Source organism: Ruegeria sp. AD9 (genome assembly GCF_056542305.1).
On sequence record NZ_JBQFZP010000003.1, the window covers coordinates 43314 to 55868 of the forward strand.

General features: G+C 56.9%; 9 protein-coding genes. 6 read left to right on the forward strand and 3 right to left on the reverse strand.

Annotation, left to right across the window (positions count from 1 at the left end; all coding sequences use genetic code 11):
• Window positions 1-14 precede the first annotated feature (14 nt).
• Window positions 15-2444, reverse strand: coding sequence for a GcvT family protein (locus ACR0AM_RS05585; protein WP_480622355.1), 2430 nt, complete (start codon window positions 2442-2444; stop codon window positions 15-17).
• A gap of 341 nt (window positions 2445-2785) precedes the next feature.
• Between ACR0AM_RS05585 and xylB the strand changes: the two genes are divergently transcribed.
• Genes xylB through ACR0AM_RS05600 form a run of 3 tightly spaced genes read left to right on the forward strand, consistent with a single transcriptional unit; the run spans window position 2786 to window position 6485 of the window.
• Window positions 2786-4243, forward strand: a complete 1458-nt coding sequence (gene xylB, locus ACR0AM_RS05590) for a xylulokinase (RefSeq protein ID WP_480622356.1) — start codon at window positions 2786-2788, stop codon at window positions 4241-4243.
• On the forward strand, window positions 4240-5190 hold the full coding sequence (locus tag ACR0AM_RS05595) for an aldose epimerase family protein (RefSeq protein WP_480622357.1): 951 nt from the start codon (window positions 4240-4242) through the stop codon (window positions 5188-5190). The genes xylB and ACR0AM_RS05595 overlap by 4 nt, the downstream gene beginning before the upstream one ends.
• A complete protein-coding gene (locus ACR0AM_RS05600; RefSeq protein ID WP_480622358.1) occupies window positions 5187-6485 on the forward strand; it encodes a cytochrome-c peroxidase in 1299 nt (432 codons plus the stop codon). The genes ACR0AM_RS05595 and ACR0AM_RS05600 overlap by 4 nt, the downstream gene beginning before the upstream one ends.
• Here the strand turns inward: ACR0AM_RS05600 and ACR0AM_RS05605 are convergent, their stop codons facing one another.
• Together ACR0AM_RS05605 and ACR0AM_RS05610 are read right to left on the reverse strand one after the other, a co-directional pair.
• Window positions 6486-7997, reverse strand: coding sequence for a CRTAC1 family protein (locus ACR0AM_RS05605; RefSeq protein ID WP_480622359.1), 1512 nt, complete (start codon window positions 7995-7997; stop codon window positions 6486-6488). It abuts the gene before it with no gap.
• The gene (locus ACR0AM_RS05610; protein ID WP_480493513.1) at window positions 7987-9204 is read right to left on the reverse strand and encodes an ROK family transcriptional regulator; all 1218 of its coding nucleotides are present in this window, start codon (window positions 9202-9204) and stop codon (window positions 7987-7989) included. Before ACR0AM_RS05610 ends, ACR0AM_RS05605 begins: the two co-directional genes overlap by 11 nt.
• 152 nt (window positions 9205-9356) lie before the next feature.
• On the opposite strand from ACR0AM_RS05610, the gene xylF reads away from it, so the two are divergent.
• The 3 genes from xylF (at window position 9357) to ACR0AM_RS05625 (ending at window position 12548) form a co-directional block, all read left to right on the forward strand.
• Entirely contained in the window at window positions 9357-10376 is a 1020-nt protein-coding gene (gene xylF / locus ACR0AM_RS05615; protein WP_267364640.1) for a D-xylose ABC transporter substrate-binding protein, read from the forward strand.
• 76 nt (window positions 10377-10452) lie between these two features.
• Window positions 10453-11751, forward strand: coding sequence for a sugar ABC transporter permease (locus ACR0AM_RS05620; protein ID WP_267364641.1), 1299 nt, complete (start codon window positions 10453-10455; stop codon window positions 11749-11751).
• The gene (locus ACR0AM_RS05625) at window positions 11751-12548 is read left to right on the forward strand and encodes an ATP-binding cassette domain-containing protein (RefSeq protein WP_480622360.1); all 798 of its coding nucleotides are present in this window, start codon (window positions 11751-11753) and stop codon (window positions 12546-12548) included. Before ACR0AM_RS05620 ends, ACR0AM_RS05625 begins: the two co-directional genes overlap by 1 nt.
• Window positions 12549-12555: the final 7 nt, after the last annotated feature.

A 12555-nucleotide genomic window follows, 5' to 3' on the forward strand; every position in this document is an offset into this window, starting at 1 on the left:
TTTTACTTCTGGGGTCAGGCACGCGCACGTGCGTTGGTGGGATCAACGGCGCAAGTATCGATCACCTCGGCATCGCGCATTTCGTTATGGACCAGCACCTGCATCCGTGCACCCGGCAAGGTCATGTCGTTTGGTACAAGTGCCATCGCTATGTCGTGGTTGCAATAATAAGAAAACCCACCCGACGTAACGCGACCAATCAGTTCACCGTTTGCATAAACACCTTCATCGAACATCACCGAAGTTTCGCCAAAGGGAAGTTTCAACGTGACCAGCCGTTTGTGATTGCCCTCGTATCTCTGCTTCTCCAGCGCCGCTTTTCCGATGAACTCGCGTCCCTCGGTGACGACAAACCGATCAAGGCTGGCCTCATATGGTGTCATGTCCTTGCAAATCTCACGGTTGATGGCGCGATAGGATTTTTCAAGGCGCATGGACTCCAACGCCTCAAGCCCGAAGGGTTTTACACCGGCTTTCAAAAGCAGGTCGACAAGATGGCGGTTATACCCGACCGGATGGTGCAGTTCCCAGCCCAGCTCGCCTGTGTAAGATACCCGAAGCAGGTGAACGTCTTTGGCATAACCAACTTCACCTTTTTGTGCAGAGAGCCAGGGAAAAGCTGCGTTCGTCAAATCGTTGTCGGTCAGCGGTTGCAAAATCTCGCGCGCCTTGGGACCCGCCAGAGCGATCACACCCAACTGTTCCGAAACGTCTTCAAGGATAACCGTTTGATCTTGTGGTAGCAGACGTTGCAGGTGATCCCAGTTATAGGCGCGCCAATTCGGGGTAGAGACCAGATAGAAATCATTCTCGGCATAACGGACAACTGTGTATTCCGCATCCATGCCACCTTTTGCGTTCAACAACAGCGACAGGCTCATCCGGCCCACTTTAGGCAGTTTGTTTGCCATCAGACCATCCAGCCACCGCGCGGCGCCGGGACCGCGTACAGTAAACTTGGTCATTGGCGACATCTCGATGAACCCGGCCTCTTCGCGGGTGGTGTGCACTTCCTCCTGAACGCGTTCCATGTGATTGGTGCGGCGGAAAGAATGTTCAGGGATCGCCTCTTGCGGCGATTTGGCGAACCAGCGCGGGAATTCATAGCCGTTGAAGCTGGTCCAGACTGCGCCATGCGCCGTCAGCAGATCGTAAGACCCCACGGTTTTCATTGGGCGCGCGTCCGGGAAATCTTCGCCGGGGATATGCGCGTTCATATGTGTGCCCCAGGTTTCGCGAACCTTGTCCATGGTCCAGCGTTTAGAGGCGTAGTCCGAGAAACGGCGCGGGTCCAGTTCCGACATGTCCATGCCCGGATCACCGTCGACGATCCAACGGGCCAGCCGTTCGCCCACGGTGCCGCCCCACAGAATGCCGCCGGGCATCCCTTCGGCCAGCCACAGGTTATTGTGCCCTGGCGCTGGCCCGGCAAGTGGCAATTCGTCCGGCGTCATTTGGAAGGGTCCGCGCGTGTTGGCCTTGATGCCCACCTCGCCAAGGACCGGAACCCGCTCAATAGCCCGTTCCCATTGGGTTTCCACGGCATCGAAATCCTCGGGCAAGAGGTCTGCGCCAAAGTCAGGTGGCACGCTGTCTTCGGCAAACAGCTTCAGGTCCTTGGTGAACTCATAGGGCCCGAACTGAATGCCGCCGACATCTTCGCGTAGATATGCGCCGTAATCCTCATCCCGCAGGATCGGGAACTCGGGCAAACCCTGCGCGCGACGTTCCTTGAGCAGCGGAACGGTTTCCGTGGTCCAGTACTGGTGAACGATGGGAATGCAGGGCAGGTCCAGCCCAACGCGCCGGGCATTTTCACGGGCATAGTTGCCGGTGGCAAAAACCAGATGCTCGCACGTGATCTCTCCCTGATTGGTGGTCACTTTCCAATGACCGCTTTCCAGCTTTTCATACGCCTGTGCTTCGGTGTTCTGATAGATTGTGGCGCCCGCATCTCGCGCCAGCTTTGCCATTGCCATGGTGATGTCGGCCGGGTTCACATAGCCGTCCTCGGTATGCAGGATACCGCCGCGAATATGCTCAGACTGGTTCAGAAGGGGATGAACATCGGCAATTTCCGCGGGCGTCAGCAGTTTGCAGGGCACACCTGCAGCCTCGGCAATCGAGATATATGACTGGAATTCATCCCAACGTTTCTGGGTGTTGGCAACGCGCAGCTGACCCACTTTGCGCAAGCCTACCGACGTACCCATCTTCTGTTCGACTTCTGAATAGATGCGGATGGTTTCCATCGTCATCTTCGACACGTTATGGGACCGCACGAAGGTGACCAGCAGGCCGGCGGCATGCCAGGTCGAGCCTGAGGTCAGCGTGGTTCGTTCCAGCATCACCGCATCGCTACAGCCGTGCTGTGTCAGACTATACAGAAGGGACGCGCCCACACATCCGCCGCCAACGACAACAACTTTGGCATGTGATTTCATTCGCCGATTTCCTTCTTGCGGCTGATCATGGTGTCAGAAGCTTTGCCTGCCCGAAATCAGTAAGACGAGAACATTTCGAAGTTTTTACGGAAACATGTCGCCAGACAATCGCAAAAAATTTCTCCCGCGGCTTAGTTCAGGTCACCTCTTATCGGGCACCTTCGTATTGGTCGCTGTCTGGGTCCGGGTCATTCAGTGCTGTCCAGGACGACATCATTTTTATATTCCTTGTCTTGTTTCACCTTGTGATGTTAGCGCAAACTGTGCCAGTGAAACCTGATGCCTTTGCAAAACTGGGTTTCTGTGGCCTCAGTATTGCGGCTTACAAATGGGAGGAGCAGGTGTATCTCGGTCTTGATTTGGGGACGTCAGGTCTTCGGGGAATTGTGGTCAGTGAAGACGGTGACGTCGTTGCCGAGGCCGAAGCGAGCGTGAACACATCGACACCGCATCCGGGCTGGTCAGAGCAGGAACCTGCGGATTGGGTTGAAGCGTGTCAAAAGGTCGTTGCCCAGTTGCAGGGGCAAAACAGCGCTGCGTTTTCGGCAGTGCGGGGCATAGGTCTGAGCGGGCATATGCATGGCGCAACGCTTCTGGACCGAAATGGTAGCGTATTGAGGCCCTGTGTCCTTTGGAACGACACAAGGTCTGCCCGTGAAGCTGCCGAACTGGATGCGCTTTCCGCGATGCGATCGATCACCGGAAACATCGTTTTTCCCGGCTTCACTGCGCCCAAGCTGGAATGGATGCGCAGGCATGAACCTGACGTTTTCGAAAAAACCTCCAAAGTCTTGCTCCCCAAAGACTATTTACGCTTCTGGCTGACCGGAGAATACATAAGTGAAATGTCCGACAGCGCGGGTACAGCGTGGTTGGACGTCGGACGTCGGAAATGGTCGGAAACAGCGCTTGAGCTCAGCCACATGCGCCGGGATCAGATGCCCGAACTGGTCGAAGGCAGCGCCGTCGGGGGCGAGCTGAGGGCGGAGATATTGCAGCACTGGGGCCTGACCGGACCCGTAGTCGTTGCGGGCGGGGCAGGCGACAACGCCGCGGCTGCCTGTGGTATAGGAAGTATCGCCGAAGGCAGCGGTTTTCTATCGCTGGGAACGTCGGGTGTGCTGCTGGTTGCCAAGGACAGTTACGCGCCCGCACCGGAAACGGCGGTTCACTGCTTCTGCCACGCGGTGCCGGACCACTGGATTCAAATGGGTGTCATCCTGTCGGCGACCAACAGTCTGAACTGGCTGTCCCGGAACCTCGGCCAATCCGTTGGTGCACTCGCATCGGCGTTGCCGGATACCGTCACCGGGCCGTCGAAGACCAAGTTCCTGCCATATCTGTCGGGGGAACGTACCCCTCATAATGACAGCGCTATCCGGGGGGCGTTTATGGGGCTGGATATTGCGTCGGATCCAGAGGATCTTGCACAGTCCGTGATGGAAGGTGTCTCGTTCGCGCTGCGAGATTGCCTTGAAGCCCTCAGGAGCACGGGAACCAAGCCTGAAAGCCTGATGGTCGTCGGTGGGGGCGCACGATCCCGTTTCTGGGTCGAGACGCTGGCAACTGTTCTGAACATCCCGCTTGCCTTGCCTAAAGGTAGTGAATTCGGAGCCGCCATAGGCGCGGCACGCCTTGCGGCCTGCGCAGTAAAAGTTGCAGATCCGGCGGAGCTCATGACATCGCCAGAAATCTCTGAAATAGTTCAACCGCGCGTGGGGTTATTCGACGCCTATGAGGCTGAATATCAAAGATACCGCCAATTTTATGCGGCTCTATCCCCCCTGTCTGCGTCATGATGAAGGACGTCACTTCAGTACCAATCGAACAGGTTGTTCTGTTAGATGGTGTGATGTCGGTCTCGCTGCTGAGTTATGGTGCGATCACACAAGGGTGGTGGATCGGTGAAACGCCCTTGATCCTGGGCTATCCAGACCCGCAGGAATACTTGGCGGACCCGTATTACATAGGCGCAATCGTGGGTCGCGTCGCCAATCGGATCGGTGGCGCAACGTTTAAAATGCAGGATGCCGCTTATCGCCTGACAGCGAATGAGGGGGAAAACACGCTGCATGGCGGTGCGCTCGGGCTGTCGCGCAGCCACTGGATTATCAGGAAGACCAAGCCGAACCGTGCGGTTCTGTCGTTGACGTCACCTGACGGCGATGATGGTTTTCCCGGAGAAATCAGGTTCGAGATTCATGTCGAGCTGGCTTTTCCACGGCTGACTTACACGATCACCGCATGGCCGGACCGGTCTACACCGATCAGTATCGCGCAGCACAATTACTATTCTCTGGGATGTCAAAGCGGTATTCTTGACAACCGTTTGACACTGAATTCCAAGCGGGTACTGGAGTTGGACGACAGCTCCATTCCGACAGGCGTCGTGAATGAGCTTGAAACGCAAGCGCTGGATTTCTCATCCGAGCGCGTTATCGGTGATGAGGGGCGTGGCCTTGACCACTACTTCGTGTTTGAAGAGGCGGGCAAATCAAATCGACCGGTTGCAACGGTTGAAACACCGTCAGGTTTGCGCATGAATGTTTACTCTGATCAGCCCGGCGCGCAGGTCTATTCCGCCGTGCACCTGTCTGATCCTTTCACGCCATGCGCAGGGCTTTGCATTGAGCCTTCCGGTTACACGGACGCTGTGAACCACCCCTTGTTTCCGTCCGTCATCTATTCTCCGGACAAACCCTATAAACAAGTTCTGACGTTGGAAATCTCAGGGGATCAGGTATGAGAGTTGGGATATCGGTGTATGCTCTGGCCTTTTGCGTGACACTGTCGGCGGCGCAGGCGCAGGACCTCGGGCCGCTTCCTCAATTTGTAGAACCGGACCTTGCCAAGGTCGAACTGGGACAGTTGCTGTTTTACGACCCGATCCTGTCGGGGAACAAAAACATCAGCTGCGCCACTTGTCATCATCCGAAACTGGGAACGTCAGACGCGCTGTCTCTGGGTATCGGTGAAGGCGGTGTGGGGCTGGGGGCAGCGCGCAGGCTTGATCAGGAAAACATGCCCGAGCAGCGCATTCCCCGAAATGCACCGGGGCTGTGGAACCTTGGGGCGCTGGAATTCACCACCTTCTTTCATGACGGGCGTCTTGAGGCAGACCCGTCACAGCCTGACGGGTTCAGAACGCCCTTGGGCACAGATATGAGGCCGGGCTTCCAATCTGCACTGGCCGCGCAGGCGATGTTCCCGGTCTTGTCGGCTGACGAAATGGCGGGCCACTATTCGGAAAACGAAGTGAGCAAAGCCGTACGTCTTGGTTTGCTGACCCAAAAGGACGGCGCATGGGACCTTATCGCGGCGCGTGTTGCCGCAATCCCGGAATACAGGACACGCTTTGACCAGCTCGCGCCCGGAGAAGAGATCACTTTTACCGCAATCGCCAATATCATTGCTGATTTCATCGCTTTTGAATGGCGCGCTGACAACAGCCTGTTTGATCGCGCGATGCAAGGGAAAGAGGAGCTGCCCGAGCAGGCGCAAATGGGGCTCGACCTTTTTTACGGCAAGGCCGGGTGCAGCACCTGCCATTCCGGCTGGTTCCAGACGGATCATGGGTTTCATTCAATCGCCATGCCGCAAATCGGGCCGGGAAAAGCCGCCCGGTTCGAGAACCATGTTCGCGATGACGGGCGATTGCGTGTTACGGGCAATGCGGATGACGCCTTCACATTTCGCACGCCATCCTTGCGTAATGTAACCCTGACGGCACCCTATGGTCACAACGGAGCCTACGCGCGGCTTGAAGATGTTGTCCGTCATCATCTGGATCCGGTCGCAGCTTTGCGCAGCTACTCGGTCGAAAAAACAGCGTTGCCAGAGTTTCCGGGCGCGGAAGATCAAAAAGCCTTGCTCGACCCCACGTTGATCGAGGCGATTGCAGCGTCGAATGAACTGGCCCCAATCAGCCTGAGTGATGACGAGGTGAACGCCATTCTGAGTTTCCTCAGCACACTGGAAGACCCGGCAGTCCGGCTAGGTGTGCCTGCGCATGTGCCCAGCGGTTTGCCTGTTGATCAATGATCATCGGTCGATGCGAAGCACCTGATTGCTTTTGAAGGTCTGCCAATCACCAACTGTGCCGTCTGGCCAGATAACCCGCAGCGCCAGTTCGTCCGCGTTGCCCAGGCCAAAGTGATGAAGCCCTGAGATGCCGCTTGCGTGACCGCCGCCAATGGTCACTTCCCGTGTTTGAATTCCGTCGGTGGTTTTGACCTCGATGAAGCTGCCGACAGCTGCGCGGTTGGAACGATCCTGGCCAAGATCAACCTGAACCCAGTTTCCAAGTTGTTGTTCGTTCTGAAATACTTCAAGCGCTGACCCGCGATTGACCACGATCAGATCAAGCGATCCATCCTCGTTCAGGTCCGCCAGGGCTCCACCGCGGGACTTGCCCATAGAGGCGACACCCGCCGCTGAGGCAGCCTCGAAAAACTGATCATCTGCGGATTGCAGCAACAGGTTGTTGGGGTCAGTTTGCGCTGCATCGGGCATCTGTTCGACATTGCCCTTGGCGACAAATATGTCGTCGCGCCCGTCGTTATTGACGTCGCCGAACTGCGCATGCCAGCCGGTTGAGGGGCGGCCATCGCCACCAACATGTGGCCTGTGCGCCGTTGTTCCCCGGTCATAAGTCGCGTCGCGCCATGTCGGCCCCTCGGCAGTGGGATCAAAGATCTGAAACTTCTGGTCCCCCATCGAGGTCAGGTAAACATCCGGGAAGCCGTCCCCTGATATATCCCTTGATGCAATCCCCATGCCCCAGATCGAATAGGGCAGCCACCCATCTTCCGGCGCGTAAAGGCGTGGCGTGTCTTCCATAGCCCAAAGCTGCTCTTGCCCGCCGCGCACATAGTAATGTCGGTCGTTACTGACACGCAGATCCGCGCGCCCGGTGCGCGCCCAGTCGGAAAACAGAATGGACAAGGAACAATGTCCCGGTACCAGGTGGAGAGGTGGGCCATAGGCCGCCCCTTCGGGGCGATACAAAAGCGTTGGCCCGCAGGCTTCAAACGGGCCATCGGGGTTGGTTCGGTCGACATATGTTCCAAAAGCCAGTGTCGGCAGGGTTTGACCGCTTTCCCAGGTGGCGGAGAATCCGGTGGTCCAGTGATCCTGAGACTGGAAATTCAACGAGGTGAACGGTTCGAATGCGCAATTTGGTTTGCCACGCAACAAAACGTCTTCACCAACGCGCAATACTGCCAGGTCCACAAACCCGTCTCCATCGATATCCAGTGGGTAAGCGCCGGTCACGCCGGTCAGAGACAGTGCGCTTGGCGTTTCTGACCGAAAACTGACATTGGGTCCTGATGTGTTGACAAACAATTGAGCCGGATTAGTTCCTCCTGCGGCAAACAGCTCGGGCCGATCATCGCCGTTGCAGTCAAAAACGGCAACGCCTCCGCCGACGAAATGCTCCCACCCGCCGTCGTAAACATGGCTGGGGACGTCGATGCTGTGAAACTGTGGCAGGCTGATGTCAGCCAAGGCGGCAGACGCTGTCGCTAGCAGGATCGTCAGTTCAACTCGCATTTTCCGCCAGTTCCCTGACTTTCAAAATCGAGACTTGTTCGATCCCATAGGCCGCCGCCCCTTTTGCCCACATTGAATCCCCCCAATGGTTTACGTTGATTTCAGGCAGCGGCGCGTCAACGCTGACAACACCGTTATTGATGCGGGTCATCACTGCGTCGGAATGCAGGTATTCAAAGCTGCCTCGGGTGCCGGACAGGATGATACATTCCGGATCGAACAGATTGATTAGGTTGGAAAGCCCCATTCCAAACATCTGGCCAGCGCGGGACAAAACGGAAATGGACCGGGCATCACCGGATTGGGCAGCTGCGTGAATATCAGCAAGAGTGTGCGGGTCAGTAGCCTGGCTGGCAATGGTTGCCTCGCGGATCAGGGCATATTCCCCAACATAAGCTTCAAGGCATCCGCGCTGCCCGCACTGACATAACGCGCCATCCAGCTGAACTTTGACATGCCCGAATTCCGCACCGCAGCCGCGCTCGCCGCGATATAGCTTGCCATCCAACACAATGCCCAGACCAATGCCGTGTTCTATCGTGACAACCAGAAAGTTCTTCAACCCTTTGCCAAGCCCGAAAAGCTGTTCGGCCTTTGCAACCAGATTAGCGTCATTCTCGATGAACGCGGGGCAGGGGAGCACTTGAGACAGAAGCGGGCTCAGATCCACGTTGCGCACTGTCAGCGAAGATGACCAATGTACAAAGTTCCGCTCTGCGTCGACCAGTCCGGCAATGCCTATGCAGACGCCGGAGACGTCTGTCAGGGACTTGCTTGCAGAGACGCAGGCCTGTTCCAGCGCCGCGCATATCTTTTTTGCAAACGCCTCCGGGGCCATCCGGGCCTCCTCCAACGGATGAGTGTAAGAGGTGATCTCGGTGCCTTCAAAATCGACCAAGATGACTGAAATCTGGTGCCGGGCCACTTTTACACCGGCAATCAGGTGACATCCGCCATGCAGCTTCAGCAGCACACGTGGTCTGCCGCGGCGCGCGGATTTTGACGGTGTTTCGCTTTCGATTTCCTGAATCAGACCAGCTGAAAGCAGATCTGACGTTGCCGCCGTCACTGTCGCTGGGCTGGTCTCAAGCGCGCTTGCAATGTCGATCCGCGATATCGCGCCGGTCGACCGGATTTGTTCCAGCACACGCAAACGGGTGATGTTTCGTTGATCCGTAGCGTTTGAAGAAACCTTGCTTTTCAGCATCCTGCCCTCGCGAATCTGGTGATTTCCTAAGCGTAAGCGGTTTTTCTTCTTTCCGGTAGCATAAATATTTTACTGACTGAAATAAATATGATACTCAGAATTGTGAGAGCCACGAATCATGAAGCGATGGCTCGATAAACCGGGAGGAAATCATGAAACGAATTCTCAGCGCTTCTGCTGTGGCCGTCCTGATGGGGACGGTTGCGTTTGCAGAAACCACGGTCGGTGTCAGCTGGTCGAACTTCCAGGAAGAGCGCTGGAAAACCGACGAAGCGGCGATCAAAGCCGCGCTTGAGGCAGGCGGTGCCGAGTATATTTCGGCAGATGCGCAATCGTCGTCGGCCAAGCAATTGTCGGATATTGAAAGCCTGATCGCCCAGGGCGTTGATGCGCTGATCATTCTGGCGCAGGATTCCCAGGCCATCGGACCGGCTGTTCAGGCAGCGGCCGACGAAGGTATCCCAGTCATCGCATATGACCGTCTGATCGAAGATGATCGGGCCTTCTACCTGACTTTCGACAATGTCGAAGTCGGTCGTATGCAGGCGCGTGCGGTGTTCGACGCCATGCCCAAAGGCAACTATGTGATGATCAAGGGCTCGCCCACCGACCCGAACGCGGATTTCCTGCGCGGTGGTCAACAGGAGATCATTCAGGGCGCTGTTGACAGTGGTGACATTGTGATCGTTGGCGAAGCCTATACCGACGGCTGGCTGCCTGCGAACGCGCAGCGCAACATGGAACAGATCCTGACGGCCAACGAAAACAAAGTTGATGCTGTGGTCGCGTCAAATGACGGAACCGCAGGCGGTGTAGTTGCTGCACTGACCGCACAAGGTATGGACGGCATTCCGGTGTCGGGTCAGGATGGCGACCATGCGGCGCTGAACCGGGTGGCCAAAGGCACGCAAACCGTTTCGGTCTGGAAAGACGCACGTGAGCTGGGCAAGGCCGCAGGTGAAATCGCGGTCGCGCTGAGCGGTGGAACGGCTGCGGCGGACGTCGAAGGCGCGGTCAGCTGGACTTCGCCAGGTGGAACCGAGATGACGTCAGTCTTCCTGGCGCCTGTGCCGATCACAAAAGACAACCTTTCCGTTGTGGTCGATGCTGGCTGGATTCCGCTGGAAGACCTGTGCCAGGGCGTCGAAAACGGCCCTGCACCCTGCAACTAAGTCAAGTCTCCAAACCATAACGTCTCTGGCCCGCAAGGCCGGGCCAGAGACCATAGCTGAACATGAAAGATCGGATATGACCGAAACTTCGTCTCAGCCGGTACCCCAAAAAGCAAAGGCCAACCTGTTCCAGCAACTGGAACTGGACATGCGGCTATTGGGCATGATCGGCGCCTTCATCATCCTGTGCATCGGCTTCAACATCGTAACGGATGGCCGTTTTCTGACGCCCAGAAACCTGTTCAACCTGTCGATCCAGACCGTCTCGGTTGCGATAATGGCCTGCGGCATGGTGTTCATTATCGTGATGCGCCACATTGATCTTTCGGTCGGCGCGCTGCTGGCGACCACATCCGCCGTCATGGCGATGACCCAAACCGAGCTTTTGCCGAACGTGCTGGGGTTAGGTTTAAATCACCCGGCGACTTGGGCAATCACCCTTGTTGTCGGCCTCGCAGTCGGAACCTTGATCGGCGCATTCCACGGTTGGATGGTAGGCTATCTGACAATACCGGCCTTTATCGTGACGCTTGGCGGTTTTCTGGTCTGGCGCAACGTCGCCTGGTACATGACAGACGGCCAGACAATCGGCCCGCTGGACAGCACGTTCCTGATTTTTGGCGGAACCAACGGGACCTTGGGTACAACGGTCAGCCTTCTGTTCGGCCTTGCCGCCACCGCTATTGCGGTCTGGGCGTTGTGGAGCGGACGCCGCTCCAAGGCTGCCCATGGGTTCCCTGTGAAACCGGTTTGGGCTGAAACAACTTTGGCGGGGATCATTGGCATCGCCATTATGGGCTATGTCTTGATCGTAAACAGTTACTCGATCCCCACACGCAGGCTGGAACGTATGTTCGAAGCGCGGGGCGAGACCATGCCTGAAGGGCTTGTTGTGGGTTATGGTATCCCGATCTCGGTTCTGATCCTGATCCTTGTTGCGGTAACCTTGACTGTTGTGGCCCGCAAAACCCGATTTGGCCGCTATATCTTTGCCACGGGGGGCAACCCGGATGCGGCGGAATTGTCGGGCATCAACACTCGCATGATGACCGTCAAGATCTTTGCCCTGATGGGGTTCCTGTGTGCGCTGTCGGCGGTCGTGGCCTCGGCCCGTCTGGCCAACCACTCGAACGACATCGGCACATTGGATGAGCTGCGCGTGATTGCTGCGGCCGTGATCGGCGGCACGGCGCTGTCTGGCGGTATCGGTACGATTTACGGCGCGATCCTTGGCGCGCTGATCATGCAGGCGCTGCAATCGGGCATGGCCATGGTTGGCGTGGACGCACCGTTTCAGAACATCGTCGTGGGCACCGTTCTGGTTTTGGCCGTCTATATCGACATCGTCTATCGCAAACGTCTGGGAGCGAAATGATGCAAGCACAAGAAACACAGAACCAAACTTCGGGCCGTGGGTCCGGCCAGCCTCCGCTTGTCGAAATGCGCGATATCTCGATTTCGTTCGGCGGTATCAAAGCGGTGGACCGTGTCTCGGTCGATCTGTACCAGGGCGAGGTTGTGGGCCTTCTAGGCCACAATGGGGCCGGTAAATCCACGCTGATCAAGGTGCTTTCGGGTGCCTATCAGAAGGACCACGGAGAGATCCTGATCGACGGCAAGAAGGTTGAGATCAACAACCCCCGCGATGCGCGTGCCAACAATATCGAGACGATCTATCAGACGCTGGCCTTGGCGGACAATCTGGATGCAAGTTCGAACCTTTTCCTGGGGCGGGAAATGGTAACGCCTTTCGGGCTGGTCAACGATGCCGCGATGGAGGCCGAATGCCGCAAGATCATGGCACAGCTGAACCCGAACTTTCAGAAGTTCAACGACCCGGTCTCGGCGCTATCCGGTGGTCAGCGGCAGTCGGTGGCCATAGCGCGTGCGGTATATTTCAATGCGCGCATCCTGATCATGGACGAGCCCACAGCCGCGCTTGGCCCGCACGAAACACAGATGGTGGCGGACCTGATCCAGCAGCTCAAGGCGCAAGGGATCGGAATTTTCCTGATCGACCACGATGTGCATGCAGTAATGGAGTTGTGCGACCGGGCTTCGGTCATGAAAAACGGGCAACTGGTTGGCACAGTCGACATCGCTGATGTCACGGATGACGATTTGCTGTCGATGATCATTCTGGGCAAGAAGCCCGGTGAAAAGACGGAATGAGGCAAAA